The following is a 16,110-nucleotide window of genomic DNA, read 5'->3' as shown; positions in this document are numbered from 1 at the left end:
GTTTCAGACTTTCGGGTGTCCGGTAATGTCAAGCCGATGGAGCGTCGCGTCCTCGAATCGATCATCTACGAACGCGAACCGCCGATCGCGCGGATAATTCTGAATCGGGTCGACAAGGCCAATACCAAGGATGCGGTGCTCGTCACCGAAGTCGACAATTGTCTGCACGAGGCGGACCGCGACAGCGAGATCAAGGTCGTCATCCTCAAGGCCAACGGCAAGGGCTTCTGCGGTGGCCACGTCGCCCGCTGGGGGCCGGACGAAAACCCTTATCCGGATTTCGGAAACACGTTCGAGGACCTGTACAAAGGGACCGCCGATCTATTTCTGTGGCCCACGCTGTACTTGTGGGAATTCCCGAAGCCGACGATCTCTCAGATTCACGGCTATTGCATGGGCGGCGGGATCTACCTCGGGCTGTTGACCGACTTCTGCGTGGCGTCCGAGGACGCGTATTTCCAGATGCCGCTTGCCCAAAGCCTCGGAGAACCCGGCGGCCACACCATGATTGAGCCGTGGCTGCTGATGAACTGGCATCGCACCATGGACTGGCTGTTGCTGGCGCCGACGCTGTCCGCTCAGCAGGCTCTCGAGTGGGGCCTGCTGAACCGGGTGGTGCCGCGCGAAGAACTCGAGGACACCGTCGAGGAGATGGCACGCAAGATCGCCCAAATCCCCTTGACCACACTGATGGCGGTGAAGAACAACGTCAAGCGCGCGTGGGAACTGATGGGTATGCGGGTGCACCTTCAGGTCAGCCACATCCTGACCAACATGGTCGGTGCCGCGACCGACGTCCAGGCACGCCGAGCCGAACTGATGCAATCAGGCATGAAGCCACGCGATTTCGTCGACCGCGACGACAAAAATTCCTAGCGACTCTTCTCGCCGGCGATTTTGCGCCCGGCCGCATGCCGTGCGGCGACGTAACCGAAAACCATCGAGCTGGCGATGCTCGCTCCCGCACCCGGATATGTGCGGCCCATCACCGTCGCGGTGGTGTTGCCCGTCGCGTACAGGCCATCGATCACCTGGTCCTGCTGATCCAGCACCTGGGCGTGTTCGTTGGTGATCACACCGCCACAAGTTCCGACGTCGGATGGCAGAACGCGGGTCGCGTAGTACGGCGCCCGGTCCAGCGGCCCGATGGCGGCGTTCGGTCGATATCCCGGGTCGCCGAGACAGTCGTTGTAGGCGGACTGCCCACGTCCGAAGTCGGGGTCCAATCCCTTGGCGGAGAACCGGTTGAAGCGCTCGATGGTGCGCGACAGCTCATCGGCCGGCAGGTCGATCTGGCGGGCCAGGTCGGCGATCGTGACGCCCCGTTTGACCGCGCCCTTCTCGACCAGCTCGGGCGGCAGGTGCTGGTTGCGTTTCAGCGGGTTGGAACTGGTGACGTATCGGCGCACGTATCCCTCGTCGAAGATCATCCAGCACGGGACCGCCTTGTTGGCGTACATCGCCTTGCCCACTTCGACGTAGGAGTTCGATTCATTGCAGAACCGACGACCGGTCGAATCGACGTAGATGGCGCCGGGGCGCTGTCGTCCCGAGCCCAGGGACGCGGCGACTGCGCCTCCGTTTGCGATGAAAACCGAAGGCAGCCACCATGCTTCGTCGAGCAGATCGGTCTTGGCGCCCAGCCGCATTGCCGTTTCCAGCACTTCGCCGGTGTCACCGGCGTTGGCGATCGACCACTGGCCTTCATTGGGCTGGTCGCCGCTGTACCGGCGGCGCATCTCCTTGTTGTGGCCGAAGCCGCCGGCTGCCAGCAGAACTCCCTTGCGCGCCTCGATGTTCAGCGCGACGCCGTTCCGGGTGACGCGAGCGCCGACAACGCGACCGTCCTGGACAATCAGGTCTTGCATCGCGGTGCTCGTCCACAGCGGCGGCTGATTGCCGCCCAGGTCGAGCAGCCCCTTGAGCATCTGCCCGATCAGCGAAGCGCCGTTGGTGAGGACCTGGGTTCGGCGAGCACGTGCCGCGGCGGTGCGCAGGAACACCTTGGTAGCGACCGCGAATGCGCGGGGCGCACGGTTGAAGTACTGGACCGAGCGAAGCTCGTTGGTGAGTACCACGTACCCGTAATTCTTGGCCAGCGGCGGCTGCACCTTGTCGTGCCAGCTGCCGAGCTCGGCGGCGTCGAACGGGATTCCCTCGACGGCGCGGCCGGACTCGTTGCCGCCCTTGTGGTTCGGGTAGTAATCGCTCCAGCCGGCACAGCGGATCAACCGAACGCCTTTGCGGACGAGAAAATTGATCATCTCGTAACCCGCGGTGAGGAACATCTCCCGGCGCGCCGGCGAGGAAGCCGGACCGATATCGCCGACCACGTCGGCCAGATACGCCAGGCCGTCTTCGTGCGAATCGGCGATGCCGTCGGCACGCATCAACGGATTGTTGGGCAGCCAGACAATCCCGCCGGAAAGCCCGGTCGAACCGCCGACCAGGGCCTGTTTTTCGACGATCAGGGGTTCCAGCCCGCTGTCCAGCGCCGCCAGCCCCGCCACCATGCCGCCCCCACCGCTGCCCGCGATCAGCAGGTCGACCGAGCGGTCCCACTGGGTGGTCATGAGCTGAATCCGAGATCCGCGATCGGCACGTCGATCGTGGTGTTGGTCTTCTGGATCGCGGGAACCAGCGCGTCATACGGCAGGCCGGCGAGGAACCCGTCGATAACCCGCTCGAAGTTCGAGATCAGCCCTTCGATCTGGTCGGACAGCCGCATGAACTCAAACCCTTTGGAATGCAGACCCTTCTGCTGGCGCGGCAAGTTGGAGAAGTCCTGGGCCGGAATCGGTGGCCAGCGCGGGTCATCGGGTGCCATGGGTTCCGGTGGGGTGGGCTTGCCGGTGAGCTGGTCCGGCGGGATCCGCGTCAGCGACCAGATCTCGAACAGGGTCTCCTCGGGCCCCAACGGCCGGATCCGGTACGACGAGGCACTGCTGTATTGCGGCAGCAAAAAGTAATGGGGGAAAGCGAAATTGATCGCCTCGGTGATGCCGCGGCGCTCCAACTCGTTGAGATCGGGCATGTCGCAACCCCGCGCCCGATGCCAGCTCACGATGGCGTCGTTGAGGGTGCTTCGCCAGGTAACCATGGCCTCGGCGGGATCGGCCGGCAGCTCGATGTTCTGCAAGCCCTCGGCGATCCGGACGTCGTTCTGATGCGTCATGCCCGCCATGCCTTCGCCGAGCGTGCGCATGAAATACAGGTTGGTCTGCGCCAGGCCGGGTTTCGCGGTGGTGGTCGGCATGCTCGACGGCAGCAGTTGTGGGTGCGTCTGCGGAACGTGGTAGCCCTCCATGAATGCCGCCGTCGCCAATTTCCAGTTCACCGGCAGTCGGCAGGATTGCCACCACTCGGTGCGCAGCGTCTCCACATGCCAGGCGTCATAGATCGAGGCGAACGGTTCCATGCACTCCCGCAACGCCGGGGCACCGGCGTCGAGGTTGATCCACGCGCAACCACCCCACAGCTCACAGCGGACCGACACGAGTTCGAGGTCATCCGGGCGCAGGTTGTCCTCGGCGAACGTCTCGGGCCGCGCCACGTTGGTGTTACGGCCGTCGATGCCCCAGCACCAGCCATGGAACGGACACACGAAGGTGCGCCGATTCCCGTTGCCTTCCACCAGCTTTACCCCGCGATGGCGACAGGCGTTGTGATAAGCCCGCACGGTCTGGCTGTCGACCCGGACCACGATGATCGACTCGTCAAGAATCTCGTACTCCACGTAGTCGCCGGGCTTGGGTATCTCCTCGAGCCGGCACGCCATCTGCCACACCCGGGGCCACAACATCTCGGCTTCGAGCGCGTAGAAATCCGGATCGTAGTAGCGCTGCTTGGGAATTCGATCGGCGGCCGTCACCGCCCACGGCACCGGTAACGCCGTCCAGTTCGCGCGTCTCGAACCTGTTTCTACAGCCATCTCGTCATCCCTTGTGTCAGCGTCACACGATTCGTGATGTCCGCCCCTGCCAATAACGCTCGCGAATGCGCCGCTTGTAGAGCTTTCCATTCGGATCGCGAGGCAGTTGCGGATCGAATTCGACTGTGCGCGGGCATTTGTAGCCGGCGAGGTGGGCCCGGCAATACGCGATCAGCTCGGCCTCCAGGTCGGGCCCGGCGTCAACTCCGGCGGCGGGCTGCACGACGGCCTTGACCTCTTCGCCGAACTCGTCGTTGGGAACGCCGAACACCGCGGCATCGACCAGCTTGGGATGCATGACCAGAAGATTCTCCGCCTCCTGCGGGTAGATGTTCACCCCGCCGGACACAATCGTGAACGTCGACCGATCGGTCAAGTACATGTACCCGTCCTCATCGACGTATCCCATGTCCCCTAAGGATCGCCAGCCGCGGTCGTTGTACACCGAGGCGGTCTTGGCGGGATCCTTGAAGTACTCGAATTCGGGTCCACCTTCGAAGTAAAGCTCTCCAGCCTGACCGATGGGAAGCTCTTGTCCGTCGTCGCCGACCACATGCACCGGGGCCATCGGGATGCCAACCGAGCCGGGATGGGCCAGCCACTCCTGTGGACCGATCACGGTGCCCGCGAATCCTTCAGTGCCGCCGTAGTATTCGTGGATGATCGGTCCGAGCCAATCCATCATCTGGTGCTTGACTTTCACCGGGCAGGGAGCGGCCGCATGGATGACGCAGCGCAGGCTGGAGACGTCGTAGCTGCGCCGCACCGCCTCGGGCAGTTTGAGCATCCGGACGAACATCGTCGGAACGAACTGGGCGTGAGTCACCCGGTGTATCTCGATGAGTCGCAAGACCGCCTCGGGGTCGAACTTTTTCATGATGATCGACGCCGCACCCACCCGGTTGGCCGCCATGGTGTAGTTCACGCCGGCGGCGTGATACAGCGGCGCCGGAGACAGGTACACACTCGATTGGTCCATGCCGTACTTGTGGATCAGTGCCAGCTCGAGCACCGACTGCGCCCAGGAGCCGTTGCCGTCGACGGGCAGCGGCCGGCGGACCGCCTTGGGCCGGCCCGTGGTGCCCGACGAGTAGAGCATCTCGGATCCGTCCGACAACGGTGGCGCGGCACCCGCCGCCGCCAAAGCGTCCTCGTATCGGGTCCAACCGGGCAGTACGCCGCCGACGCCGATGTGGACGCCGACCGCCGTGTTCACATCGCTTACGTGGGAAGCGATTTCGGGCATCGACGCGTCGACGAACACCGCCTTGGCATCCGAGTCACCGATCACATAGGCAACCTCGTCGGGCGTGAAGTGGGTGTTGACGGCGGTGTAGTAGAGCCCGGAAAGCTGGCACCCCCAGGTGATTTCGAAGAACTCCGGTCGATTCGGCAACACCAGGGCCACCCCGTCGCCGCGGCGCAACCCCGCATCGTGCAGCGCCGCGGCGACCCGTTGGCTGCGCGTGTAGAGCTCGCCGAACGAGATCGCGTTGCCGTCGGCAATCAAAGCCGGCGACTGTGCGAGCGCGATCGCGTGATCGGCGATGTTCACCAGCAGACCTACGTCGCTGCGGCGCCGTCGGTCTGGGCGGCGGCCGCGGCCTGACGCCGCGCGTGCTCGGATGGCAGTACCTTGTCCTTGAAGACGGTCTGGATCAGCTGCTGCACGTCCTTGCTGATCGAGGCGAGTGCGACGAGATCGTTGGAGCTCTGCCAGTGCACCCGCATGCCCATCAGCTCCCAGGCCCGCTTCAGATTGGCTTTGGTGAGCATCAGCGTCGTCAACGGCGCCTGGGCAATGTGGCGGGCGATGGCGTCCACCCGATCGTCGAGATCCTCGCGCTTGACCACCTCGTTGACCAGGCCGACCTCCAGCGCCTTGCGCGCGTCGATCACCTCGGCGGTGAACAGGTAGTAGGCCGCACGCCGCCAGTTCATGAACACCCAAGGCTCGATGGAACATTCGCCCGAGGGCATGCCGAACCCCTGCAGCGGCGGGTAAGAGAAGTAGGCGTCATCGGCGGCGATGACGATGTCGGTGGTCAGGCCCATGTGCGTCCCGCCGCCCACGCAGTAGCCGTGGACCTGGGCGATGGTGGGCTTGGAGAACTCCCACAGGTTCAGGGTCGGTTTGACGAACAGATCCGACTGCGCCTTCCACGGGTGGCCCGTCACCATCGCGTTCTCCACGAACGACGGGTAGTCGACGGCGTTGTTGCCGATCGCGTGCCCGGAGCAGAAGCCCTTGCCGTTGGCCTTGAGCACCAGCACCTTGATGTCGTAGTCGCGATCGGCGTCCAGTAAAGCGGCGTCGACCTCTTCGGCCAGCTTCTGGTCCTGCGCATTGGCCTTCTCCGGCCAGTTGAGGATGATCTTGGCGATCGGTCCGTCCTTCTGGTAAATGATCCGTTCGCGAGTCTCGTTGAGGTCCATATGCTTTGCCCTTCCGTTATGACGTGATGACGCCGATTTCGGCGCCGATGTCGTAGATTGCCCCGACCTGGCCCGTCCACTGGACGGTGCCGGATGCTCCCGCTTCGATTTCCTGTTCCACCTTCTCGGTGGCGATCACGTAGATCGGTGTGCCCGCCTCGACGTGTTCGCCGGCGCCGACCAGCAATCCGGTGAGTTCGGCTTCGGACACCGCGACCGATACCCGAGGGATGCGAATAACGAAGTCAGCCATGCGCATTCGCCTTCTTGCAGGAGCGCTGGGCTGCTTCGACGATTCCGGCCGCGCACGGGTACACCTGCGCCTCGAGCGCGGGGGCGGCCGGGCTGGGCACGAACCGGGCGCCTAACCGCTCGACGGGTGCGGCGAGCTCGCCGAACAATTCCGACTGCAGGATCGCGGCGATCTCTGCTCCGGGGCCGGCGAATTGGACCGCGTCGTGGACGATTACGGCCCGGCGGGTACGCCGTACGGACGCGACGATGGTCTCGACGTCGAGCGGCACCAGGGTGCGCAGATCGACGACCTCGGCGCTGACGTCGTGGGCGGCCAGGGTGTCGGCCGCCGCGAGTGCCTCATGCACGCTGCGTCCGTAACTGATCAGACTCACGTCGGTACCCCGCCGCTTGATATCGGCCTGGCCGAGAGGAATCGAGAACCCGGGATCGACGGGTACCGGCCCCTTCTTGCCTTGCAGCCGGATCGTCTCGACGAACAGGCATGGGTCGGGGTCGAAGATCGCGGAGGCCAGCAGGCCTTTGCCGTCTCGCGGGGTGGACGGCACGATCACCTTCATCCCCGGGATGTGCATGAACCACGCCTCCAGGCTCTGCGAATGCGTGGCGCCGGTGGCCAGCCCCGCATACACCTGGGTGCGGATCGTGATCGGCGCCGTCGTGCGGCCGGCAGTCATGAACCGCAACTTGGCGGCGTTGTTGATCAGCTGATCGGCGGCGATACCGATGAAGTCCATGATCATGATCTCGGCCACCGGCAGTAGGCCGTCGATCGCGGCGCCGATCGCCGCGCCGACGATCGCGGCCTCCGAGATCGGCGTGTCCAGCACCCGGTCGTGACCGTATTTCGTCGACAACCCCGCCGTCGGTCCGGATGCACCGGGATCCGCGATGTCCTCGCCCAGCAGGAACACTCGGTCGTCGGCCTGCAGCGCCTGATCCAGCGCGAGGTTCAGCGCCTCGCGCATCGTCATCTCTTTTTCGTCCATGGATTTACACCGGGAACTTGATCGGGGTTGCGTACACGTCACGGTCGAGCTCGTCGGCCAGGGGAGACGCCGCGCCGATCACGGTCTGCAGGGCGGCTTCCACCGCGGCCAGCGCTTCGGTGTCGATGCGCGCGAGCTCCTGCTCGTCGGCGATGCCGGCGTCGGCGAGATAGCGGCGGAAACGCGGCACCGGATCGGCGGCCATCGCCGCTTCCAATTGTTCCTTCGGGATGTAGGGCATTCGATCACCGAAATAGTGGCCCCGGAAGCGGAAGGTCACGCACTCGATGAAGGTGGGGCCGTCGCCGCCGCGCGCCCGCCGTAGTGCCTCGTCCAGTGCGGCCCGCACGGCCAGCGGGTCGTTTCCGTCGACCCGAACGCCCGGCATTCCGTATCCGGCGGCCCGGTCGGCGACCTGCTCGAGTTTCATAGTGTCGCGCGTCGGCGTCATTTCGGCGTACTGGTTGTTCTGGCAGACGAACACCATCGGCAGATCCCAGAGCGCGGCCATGTTGGCCGCCTCGTGGAAGGACCCGGTATTGGTGGCGCCGTCGCCGAAGCTGACCACGGTGACGCGATCGAGTCCCTTGCGTTTGGCGGCCATCGCCAGGCCCACGGCCACCGGCGGTCCGGCGCCGACGATTCCGGTCGAAAGCATCACGCCCACCTCAGGTTTGGCGATGTGCATGGTTCCGCCCTTGCCGCGACCGGCACCGACGCTGCGCCCCATCATCTCGCCGTAGATCTCCTCGAGCGGGACGCCTTTGCCGATCAGATCGTGCAGCCCGCGGTAGGTGGTCACCAGCTGGTCGTCGGGCCGCAGCGCGATACCCATCGCGGCGGCGATCGCCTCCTGGCCACGCGACGGCCAGTACACGCACATGAACTCGCCGGTGCCGATGCCCTTGGACAGCCGGTCGTCGGCCGCCTTCATCAGCACCATCAGCGCGTACAGGCGTTTGACATCGGGGGACTGGGTATCGGTCATCGCGTTGTTCCGTTGTGGTGCAGTCTGATTGGTGCCACCGCCGTCATGCGCCTGACCATGGCTTGACCTTGAGGAAGCCGCCGCCATCGACGCGCAACTGCTGTCCGGTGATATAGCGGGCGGCGTCGGAGGCCAGGAACAGCACCGCCTCGCTGATGTCCTCAGGTTCGACGTAGGGGATAGGCATCGCCTGGACCAACGGGAAAATCGGTTCGGCGTCCGCACGCGTCGGCTCTTTCAAGTCGGGACGGAAGGCGCGATACATCGGCGGGCTGTGCAACATGTCGGTGTTGACGTTGGTCGGGTGTACCGCGTTCATCCGGATGGAGAACGGTGCCAGCGCCCGTGCGAAGTCGTTGACATAGTGCGCCGCAGCCAGTTTCGCGAAAGCATAGCCCGCGCCGCCGGGTCCGCCATCGATGCCGGTGGTGTTCATCGACGACATGAATGCCGCGTTGGAACCGATCACGATGATCGATGCGCCGGCCTCTAGGTGTTTGAGGCTCCCGTGTACGAGATTGAGCACGCCGACCAGGTCCACGTCCACGGCATCGGCGAACGCCTTCGGGGGCAAGCCCGCCGTGAGCGGGCAGATGCCCGCGTTGGCGACCACGATGTCGAGGTGTCCGAGTTCGGCGACACCCTCATCGATCGCAGTGGACAGGGCCACCCGGTCGCGGACGTCGGCGATCGCTGTGAACGCGCGCTGTCCCTCCTTTTCGACCAGCCGTGCCGTCTCGTCCAAATCCTCCGGCCGGGCCAGCGGGTACTCGTTCGTGTCGATGTCCGCGCACAGATCGACCGCGATGATGTCGGCACCTTCGGCGGCCAGCATCCGCGCGTGCGACCGTCCCTGACCCCGCGCGGCGCCGCTGATCACGGCGACCTTGCCCGTTACCCTGCCCATCGCTGATCCTTCGTCCCGGTGGCTACTTCCAACGACCCAAGTTGGGGCCCGCGTGGGGGCTCGTTACCCCGGTGGCCTGGCGGGCCAGCGAAATTCGGGATCTGACCAACGATCGGCTCCATCGCATCTCTCCACGTAAACCTGCACGTGGCAGTAGCCGGGCTATCGATATCCCTTAGAGTAACTAGAATATCTAAAATAGCAAGAACAGTCCGGGGACCCAGGGGGTTGGCGATGTCAGGCGTTCTGCACGGGGTGCGAGTAGTCGAGTTGGCGTCATGGACATATGTCCCCTCGGCCGGAGCGGCGCTGGCGGACTGGGGGGCGGACGTCATCAAGGTCGAGGGCGTGGCGTTCGGCGATCCCGGCCGTGCCCTGGTCGTCGGCGGGTTCACCCGCGAAGCGGCCCGCCCGGATGCCGACTTCATCCTCGAGTTGGGCAACCGTGGCAAGCGCAGCATCGGGATCGACATCAAGTCCGCGACGGGGCGCGAATTGTTCGGCCGTCTGCTGGCCACTGCGGATGTATTCCTGACGAACTGGCTGCCCGGCGCACTGCAGCGCGCGCGGCTTACCGTCGACGACATTCGCGCGTTCAACCCGAAGATCATCATTGCGCGCGGCACCGGCCTCGGGGTGCGCGGCCCGGACCGCGATCGCGGCGGCTTCGATGCGGCCACCTACCTGGCGCGCGGCGGGGTCGCCTACACCCTGACCCCGTTCGGGACCGACACCCCGGCGGTCCAGGGCCCCGGCTTCGGTGACCTGCAAGGCGGGGCCACACTGGCCGGTGGCGTGTGCGCGGCGTTGTTCCACCGGGAACGCACCGGCGAGCCGACGATCGTCGACTCCTCCCTACTGGCCCAGGCGATGTGGTCTATCGCGCCGTCAATCTGTGCCGCCGATTTCTTTGATATCGACGGCATTCCGGGGGCCCCACCCGGATTAGCCATCAATCCGCTGGTGAACCGGTACAAAACCAAGGACGGCAGATGGATCCAGCTGGTCTTCCTGCAACCGGACAAATTCTGGGCCGGCTTCTGTGAGCGCATCGGGCTGCCGGAGTTGGCCACCGACGAGCGCTTCGTGCCGTCGAGCAATCTGATCGCGAACGCGGCCGCGGCGACCGAAATCGTCGCGAAGACTTTTGCCGGCCAGGACCTTGCACACTGGCAGCAGGTGCTCGAAAGCGAACCAGGCGTGTGGGGTGCACTCGCGACACCAAGGGAGACACTCCATGACCCGCAAGTCGAACCCAATGGGTACGTGGTGACAAACGTCGACGATTATGGCGAGGAATATCGAATCGTCGCTGCGCCGGTCCAATTCAACGAAACGCCACCACTGCCCGCGCGGGCTCCAGAACATGGTCAGCACACCGAGGAGATTTTGCTCGAGCTCGGCATCGAGTGGGACGACATCGCAAAGGCGAAGGAACTCAACTCGATCCTCTGATACCGGCGCAACCACGCCAACCGCGCAACCGTTGACAAACGGCTCTTAACCGAAGGACCAAAGTCATTGTCTGCCAACAAACTGATGACGACGGCCGCTACGAGTCGTAGGTTTGTGCCCGAGGTACATGATGGCCACCTTCATGCGCAACAGCGATGCCTTCACCTGGGCAATGGAAGCCGATCCGCGGCTGCGGTCGACTGTGGTCAGCATCGTGTTGCTGGACCGATCCCCGGATTGGGATGAGGTGCGTGACCGACTCGACCTGATCAGCCGGAAGCTGCCGATGTTTCGGCAGCGCGTGGTGGCGTCGCGACCGCCGGCCCCACCCCGGTGGGAGTACGTGCGGGACTTCGACCTCGGCTACCACATTCGCCGGACCGCCTGCCCCGGGGCCGGTGGGATCGAGGACGTGCTCGAGGTCGCCCGGTTGGCCGAGATGCAGGACTTCGACCGGGCGCGGGCGCTCTGGGAGGTAACCCTGATCGATGGCCTCAAAGACGGTGGCGCGGCGATGATCTGCAAGTTCCACCATGCGCTCACCGATGGAGTCGGCGGGGTCCAGATCGCGATGAACCTGTTCAATCTCTCCGAAGACATGTATGCGCACGAATCCTTGCCGCCCGAGCCGCAGGGATCCAACCCCTCGTTGCTGGGGGATTACCGCGACTCCTGGCGCTACGACGCCGACCTGATGGCCAAGGCCTTGATCGGCGTCGTCAAGACGGCCCCGCGACTGCTGATCGACAGTGTTCGGCGGCCTCTTACGACGGTCCGATCCGCGGCGGCGACCACGGCATCGGTCTACCGGACGGTGCGGCCGATAGCCCGGACCGGGTCACCACTGATCACCGAGCGTGGACTGATCCGGCGACTCGGTGTCCATGAGGTGCCCAAGGCACTCCTTCGCGACGCGGCGCACCGCTGCGGAGGCGCGCTGAACGACGCGTTCGTCGCCGGCGTAGCCGGCGGGTTACGGCAATACCACGAGAAACATGGGGTCGAGATCGGCGACCTGCACCTTTCCATGCCGATCAGTCTGCGCACAGCCGCCGACGACATGGGAGGAAACCGGATCACACTGATGCGCTTTGACGTGCCGGTGAGCGAGGCCGACCCGGCCGCACGAATCAAAGCGATACACCAGCGCACCGGCGCCGTGCGCGATGAAAGGTCGCTGCCCTATACGCAATTGATCGCCGGCGCGCTGAACCTGATGCCGCGCTGGTACATCGGTTCGGTACTGCGCCATGTCGACTTCGTGGCCAGCGACGTGCCGGGCGTCCCGGTGCCGGTCTTCCTGGGCGGCGCGGCGGTACGCGCCCAATACGCGTTCGGCCCGACGATCGGCGCGTCGGTCAATGTCACGTTGCTGACCTACGTCGACACCTGCGCGATCGGCATCAACGTCGATACCGTCGCGATACCCGACTACGACGTCTTCTACGACGCCATCGTCGCGGGCTTTGACGAGTTGACTTCGCTCGCAAGCTAATTCGGAGCTGAATTTCAGCCACCGTGACGACTCGCCGGTACCGACACGGTCACGAGCACATATCGATATCGGCGTCGGTATGGCATAACGGCCTCATTCGACAAATCATGGCACAGTGCGCCTTTGAGAATCCCGATCGCCAGTCATTGGTTCTCGCACGGATTCTTGTTCGCTATGCCGAGTAGCGGATTTTCGTTGGGGCGACAGGAGGTATGAAGAGCATGGCGAACTGGGTTCCCGCACCGACCTCGTGCGGACCGAACTCCAGCCGCATTCTCGACACCGCGCGGGGGATCATCATCGGACTTCGCCGGTGCCGTTCGGAGACGGCGTTCGACGAATTGCACACTGCGGCACTGCGGCACAAGGTTCCCGTATTCGCGATGGCATGGGCGCTTGTGCACCTGGCCGGCGAGGGCGAAAAGACATCGAGCTTCACCGAAGCGCAGTCGGCCGCGCGGCACGAGTGGGGTCAACTGTTCAGCGGAGCAACAGCACTGAGCTGTTGACGTGATCACGATCTTGGCGCGGCCGGGGTCCCTGGGGGGTACCACGGCCGTGCCAACCCACGTCGAGAATCCACCGGCCTGACGGCGACGACCGGGCACTAGCAGCGGTCCGTCGGCGAGTCTTCACCGCCCCTTCACGCCTCGTCAACGAGACCAGGCCGGCGAGTCGCTCGCCGTACGCAATGCTGCGATGATGCGCTGCTCCTTTTCCAGGAAGCGCTCGGTGGGAGCCGGCACCGAGATGGCGACGACGTTGTCGCCTAACGTCCGTCGCGCGATGGCGGCCGCCGAAATACCGGGGGTGTGCTCGCCCCGGTCGAACGCGATCCCGCTACGCCGGATCTCGGTGATCTCGCGGCGAAGCCGCTCGGCCACGCCGGAACCGAACCGGGAGATCATCGCCTCCGCGTCGGCGTCGTCCAGCGCCGCCAGCGCCGCCTTGCCATTGGCGGTCACTTCCAGCGGGAATCGGACCCCGACGGCGGAGACCGCGCGGAGCCGGTGTGACGATTCGATCTGGTCGACGAACCACATCCGCTGGCCACGCAGCACGGACAGATCGACCGTTTCGCCGTCGGTTGCCCGCGCTACCCGTTCGATGGTCGGCCGGAAGATCGCCGAGATGTGCGGTCCCGCGGCGCTGCCGAAACCCAGCAAGCGCTCGCCCAGGGAGAAGTGGCCTTGTGAATCCACCCCGGCCAATCCGACTTCCACCAGACCCACCAGAAGGCGCCGCGCCGTCGATTTTGCCAGTCCGAGCCGCTCGCCGAGGTCGACCAGCCGCAGCCGTCCGGGCTCGGCGGCGATCTCGTCCAACGCTGCGGCCGCACGACGCAGCACCTGGATGCCTTCGTCGCGATTCGTGGGCGAAGCGGGTTCCGTGGGTGCCACACTTCCACTATAGTGTTCCGTATTGCGGACTATAAAGACCCGCAATATGGATCATAGGAGCTCCAGATGAGTTCGCTACCCGCAGGGCGGCACTTCTTTCGCGGCGATGACGGATACGAAGAAGCCCGCCGCGGCACGGTATGGAACCAACGAGTCCCCGCGCGCTACCCGGAGCTGATCGTCGCGGCCGTCAATACCGACGACATCGTCAGCGGCCTGCGCTATGCAAAGGCCAACGGCCTCAAGGTGAACATCCGCTCGGGCGGCCATAGCTGGGCGGCCAACCATTTGCGCGACGGCGCCGTGCTGCTCGACGTCAACCGGATCAACCACGCGAGTATCGATACCGAAAAGGGCGTCGCCATCGTCGGCCCCGGCAAGGGCGGCAGCATCCTGATGGCCGAGCTGGAAGCGCAGAATCTCTTCTTTCCCGCCGGGCACTGCAAGGGTGTGTGCGTCGGCGGTTACCTCCTGCAGGGCGGATACGGCTGGAACAGCCGGGTCTGGGGCCTGGCGTGTGAAAACGTCATCGGCCTGGATGTGATCACTGCCGACGGCGAGCAAATCCATTGCGACGCAGACAATCACGCCGACCTGTACTGGGCCGCGCGCGGCGCCGGCCCGGGCTTCTTCGGGGTGGTCACCTCGTTCTACCTGAAGCTGTACCCACGCCCCGGCGCCTGCGGCACCAGCGTCTACGTCTATCCGATCGAACTCGCCGACGAGATCTACACGTGGGCGCGCAACGTCAGCGCCGAGGTGGACCGCCGCGTCGAAATGCAAATCGTGGCAAGCAGAAGCGTCCCGAACATGAACCTCGAGACGCCGGCCATCACCTTCGCCTCGCCGGCATTCGCCGACACAGAGAAGGAAGCCGAGGAGGCCCTGGCCATCTTCGGTACGGTGCCGGTCATCGACAAGGCGCTGGTCGCCATTCCATACATGCCAACCGACATGCCCACCTGGTACACCGCCGTGATGAGCAACTACCTGTCCGACCACCGCTACGCCGCCGACAACATGTGGACGTCGGCCTCCGCCGAGGATCTGCTGCCGGGCATTCACAACATCATCGACACAATTCCAGACCACCCGTCGCACTTCCTGTGGCTGAACTGGGGGCCGTCGCCGGCCCGCCCGGACATGGCCTACAGCATCGAAGACGAGGTTTACCTGGCCCTGTACGGCGCCTGGAAAAACGAATCCGACGACGCGAAGTACGGCGACTGGGCGCGCTCCAACATGGCCGCGATGTCGCATCTGGCCACCGGCATTCAGCTGGCCGACGAGAATCTCGGCCAGCGTCCGGCCCGATTCGCCAGTGACGCAGCGATGGCCCGCCTCGACAAGATACGAGCGGCCTACGACCCGGATGGTCTGTTCAACGCGTGGATGGGACGACTGTGATGGCCGGCGATCTTTACCTCGGTTATCGCAACGACGACGCGAACACGCCGTTCGGTAAATTCTTCAACCCCGAAATGGCACCGCTGCCAACACATGTCGTGGAGGCGCTACAGCACGGTCCACAAGGCGGCATGGCATTGCCGGCGTTCGAAGACGCCGCGAGCGTCGCCGAGGCGGGCTACCAGCAGACCGAGAACGGCTACGGCGTCCTCGACGACGGCAGCTATCAGGTGTCGGTACGCACCGATATGCCCGGTGTCACTCCGCCGATGTGGACCTGGTGGTTCGGCTGGCATGGCAGTGACACCCGCCGGTACAAGCTGTGGCACCCACGGGCGCACTTGTCCGCGGCCTGGAAGGACGGCTCGAACGACGCAGACGCCGGCCGTCGGGGCGCCCAGCGCTACATCGGCCGCTGGTCGTTGATCAGCGAATACATCGGCTCGACGATGCTCAATGGCGCAATCCAATTCGTCGATCCGGCGCAGCTGAACTGTCCACCGGACAGCGAAGAGGCGGTGGCGATCTGCGCCCGGCTGGGCGCCAGTGACGCTCCGGTGGATGTCGGATGGTTCATCCATCACGTCCGGTCCACGCCCACCGGATCCGAAATGCGGTCCCGGTTCTGGATGGGCGGACCATACATCGCGGTGCGTAACGCTCCGGGCGTCGCCTCAATCGCTTTGCGCCCCATTGCTTCTCGCATACTCGGCAACCCGGAAGCCAACGCCCGGAATCTGCTCGTGCATTGCGCGCAGGAGATGAACCACCTGGCCGGATTCCTGCCCGAACTCTACGCCGCGTTCGGCGACGAGTAACCGCGTCCAGCCGGCGTCGGCGGGCGGAT

At 64.9% G+C, this 16,110-nt stretch carries 15 protein-coding genes; 6 read left to right on the top strand and 9 right to left on the bottom strand.

Annotation, left to right across the window (positions count from 1 at the left end):
• The first annotated feature begins 36 nt into the window (after positions 1 to 36).
• Positions 37 to 876: an enoyl-CoA hydratase-related protein gene (locus tag ACAG21_RS15585; RefSeq protein ID WP_370497029.1), complete on the top strand. Its 840-nt coding sequence runs from the start codon at positions 37 to 39 to the stop codon at positions 874 to 876.
• On the opposite strand, the gene ACAG21_RS15580 is transcribed toward ACAG21_RS15585, so the two are convergent.
• Genes ACAG21_RS15580 through ACAG21_RS15545 form a run of 8 tightly spaced genes read right to left on the bottom strand, consistent with a single transcriptional unit; the run spans position 873 to position 9,506 of the window.
• Complete coding sequence (locus ACAG21_RS15580) at positions 873 to 2,573, bottom strand: FAD-binding protein (protein ID WP_370497028.1); 1,701 nt, start codon at positions 2,571 to 2,573, stop codon at positions 873 to 875. The two genes, ACAG21_RS15585 and ACAG21_RS15580, sit on opposite strands and share 4 nt — an antisense overlap.
• Positions 2,570 to 3,931, bottom strand: a complete 1,362-nt coding sequence (locus ACAG21_RS15575; RefSeq protein ID WP_370497027.1) for a Rieske 2Fe-2S domain-containing protein — start codon at positions 3,929 to 3,931, stop codon at positions 2,570 to 2,572. The genes ACAG21_RS15580 and ACAG21_RS15575 overlap by 4 nt, the downstream gene beginning before the upstream one ends.
• A 22-nt stretch (positions 3,932 to 3,953) precedes the next feature.
• Complete coding sequence (locus ACAG21_RS15570; RefSeq protein ID WP_370497026.1) at positions 3,954 to 5,486, bottom strand: acyl-CoA synthetase; 1,533 nt, start codon at positions 5,484 to 5,486, stop codon at positions 3,954 to 3,956.
• Positions 5,487 to 5,494: 8 nt separating this feature from the next.
• Complete coding sequence (locus ACAG21_RS15565; protein WP_370497025.1) at positions 5,495 to 6,367, bottom strand: enoyl-CoA hydratase-related protein; 873 nt, start codon at positions 6,365 to 6,367, stop codon at positions 5,495 to 5,497.
• A 16-nt stretch (positions 6,368 to 6,383) separates the two neighbouring features.
• Positions 6,384 to 6,620: a lipoyl domain-containing protein gene (locus ACAG21_RS15560; protein ID WP_370497024.1), complete on the bottom strand. Its 237-nt coding sequence runs from the start codon at positions 6,618 to 6,620 to the stop codon at positions 6,384 to 6,386.
• A complete protein-coding gene (locus ACAG21_RS15555) occupies positions 6,613 to 7,611 on the bottom strand; it encodes an alpha-ketoacid dehydrogenase subunit beta (RefSeq protein ID WP_370497023.1) in 999 nt (332 codons plus the stop codon). The genes ACAG21_RS15560 and ACAG21_RS15555 overlap by 8 nt, the downstream gene beginning before the upstream one ends.
• A 4-nt stretch (positions 7,612 to 7,615) precedes the next feature.
• On the bottom strand, positions 7,616 to 8,599 hold the full coding sequence (locus tag ACAG21_RS15550) for a thiamine pyrophosphate-dependent dehydrogenase E1 component subunit alpha (RefSeq protein WP_370497022.1): 984 nt from the start codon (positions 8,597 to 8,599) through the stop codon (positions 7,616 to 7,618).
• Positions 8,600 to 8,642: 43 nt separating this feature from the next.
• Positions 8,643 to 9,506, bottom strand: a complete 864-nt coding sequence (locus tag ACAG21_RS15545) for a mycofactocin-coupled SDR family oxidoreductase (RefSeq protein ID WP_370497021.1) — start codon at positions 9,504 to 9,506, stop codon at positions 8,643 to 8,645.
• 234 nt (positions 9,507 to 9,740) lie between these two features.
• On the opposite strand from ACAG21_RS15545, the gene ACAG21_RS15540 reads away from it, so the two are divergent.
• The 3 genes from ACAG21_RS15540 (at position 9,741) to ACAG21_RS15530 (ending at position 12,965) form a co-directional block, all read left to right on the top strand.
• Positions 9,741 to 10,961 (top strand): CaiB/BaiF CoA transferase family protein, encoded by a 1,221-nt coding sequence (locus ACAG21_RS15540; RefSeq protein ID WP_370497020.1) that lies wholly within the window; start codon positions 9,741 to 9,743, stop codon positions 10,959 to 10,961.
• Positions 10,962 to 11,091: 130 nt separating this feature from the next.
• The gene (locus ACAG21_RS15535; protein WP_370497019.1) at positions 11,092 to 12,456 is read left to right on the top strand and encodes a wax ester/triacylglycerol synthase domain-containing protein; all 1,365 of its coding nucleotides are present in this window, start codon (positions 11,092 to 11,094) and stop codon (positions 12,454 to 12,456) included.
• Positions 12,457 to 12,668: 212 nt separating this feature from the next.
• Positions 12,669 to 12,965: an ANTAR domain-containing protein gene (locus ACAG21_RS15530; protein WP_370497018.1), complete on the top strand. Its 297-nt coding sequence runs from the start codon at positions 12,669 to 12,671 to the stop codon at positions 12,963 to 12,965.
• Between the two features lie 144 nt (positions 12,966 to 13,109).
• On the opposite strand, the gene ACAG21_RS15525 is transcribed toward ACAG21_RS15530, so the two are convergent.
• Positions 13,110 to 13,856: an IclR family transcriptional regulator gene (locus ACAG21_RS15525; RefSeq protein ID WP_370497017.1), complete on the bottom strand. Its 747-nt coding sequence runs from the start codon at positions 13,854 to 13,856 to the stop codon at positions 13,110 to 13,112.
• 66 nt (positions 13,857 to 13,922) lie between these two features.
• On the opposite strand from ACAG21_RS15525, the gene ACAG21_RS15520 reads away from it, so the two are divergent.
• Together ACAG21_RS15520 and ACAG21_RS15515 are read left to right on the top strand one after the other, a co-directional pair.
• A complete protein-coding gene (locus ACAG21_RS15520) occupies positions 13,923 to 15,263 on the top strand; it encodes an FAD-binding oxidoreductase (protein WP_370497016.1) in 1,341 nt (446 codons plus the stop codon).
• Positions 15,263 to 16,081 carry a DAPG hydrolase family protein gene (locus tag ACAG21_RS15515; protein ID WP_370497015.1) on the top strand — a complete coding sequence of 273 codons (819 nt, stop codon included), beginning with the start codon at positions 15,263 to 15,265 and terminating at the stop codon, positions 16,079 to 16,081. The genes ACAG21_RS15520 and ACAG21_RS15515 overlap by 1 nt, the downstream gene beginning before the upstream one ends.
• The last annotated feature ends 29 nt before the right edge of the window (positions 16,082 to 16,110 follow it).

This window comes from Mycobacterium sp. pR1184 (assembly GCF_041287235.1).
In the GTDB taxonomy this organism is placed as follows: Bacteria; Actinomycetota; Actinomycetes; order Mycobacteriales; family Mycobacteriaceae; genus Mycobacterium.
The sequence above is the reverse complement of the archived record's forward strand: the minus strand, read 5'-3'. Positions and strand labels throughout refer to the sequence as shown.

Excerpts from the sequence above, each read along its gene's own strand:
- ACAG21_RS15585 (WP_370497029.1), top strand. The coding sequence starts at position 37 with ATGGAGCGTCGCGTCCTCGAATCGATCATCTACGAACGCGAACCGCCG.
- ACAG21_RS15580 (WP_370497028.1), bottom strand. The coding sequence starts at position 2,573 with ATGACCACCCAGTGGGACCGCTCGGTCGACCTGCTGATCGCGGGCAGC.
- ACAG21_RS15575 (WP_370497027.1), bottom strand. The coding sequence starts at position 3,931 with ATGGCTGTAGAAACAGGTTCGAGACGCGCGAACTGGACGGCGTTACCG.
- ACAG21_RS15565 (WP_370497025.1), bottom strand. The coding sequence starts at position 6,367 with ATGGACCTCAACGAGACTCGCGAACGGATCATTTACCAGAAGGACGGA.
- ACAG21_RS15560 (WP_370497024.1), bottom strand. The coding sequence starts at position 6,620 with ATGGCTGACTTCGTTATTCGCATCCCTCGGGTATCGGTCGCGGTGTCC.
- ACAG21_RS15555 (WP_370497023.1), bottom strand. The coding sequence starts at position 7,611 with ATGGACGAAAAAGAGATGACGATGCGCGAGGCGCTGAACCTCGCGCTG.
- ACAG21_RS15550 (WP_370497022.1), bottom strand. The coding sequence starts at position 8,599 with ATGACCGATACCCAGTCCCCCGATGTCAAACGCCTGTACGCGCTGATG.
- ACAG21_RS15545 (WP_370497021.1), bottom strand. The coding sequence starts at position 9,506 with ATGGGCAGGGTAACGGGCAAGGTCGCCGTGATCAGCGGCGCCGCGCGG.
- ACAG21_RS15540 (WP_370497020.1), top strand. The coding sequence starts at position 9,741 with ATGTCAGGCGTTCTGCACGGGGTGCGAGTAGTCGAGTTGGCGTCATGG.
- ACAG21_RS15535 (WP_370497019.1), top strand. The coding sequence starts at position 11,092 with ATGGCCACCTTCATGCGCAACAGCGATGCCTTCACCTGGGCAATGGAA.
- ACAG21_RS15530 (WP_370497018.1), top strand. The coding sequence starts at position 12,669 with ATGAAGAGCATGGCGAACTGGGTTCCCGCACCGACCTCGTGCGGACCG.
- ACAG21_RS15520 (WP_370497016.1), top strand. The coding sequence starts at position 13,923 with ATGAGTTCGCTACCCGCAGGGCGGCACTTCTTTCGCGGCGATGACGGA.
- ACAG21_RS15515 (WP_370497015.1), top strand. The coding sequence starts at position 15,263 with ATGGCCGGCGATCTTTACCTCGGTTATCGCAACGACGACGCGAACACG.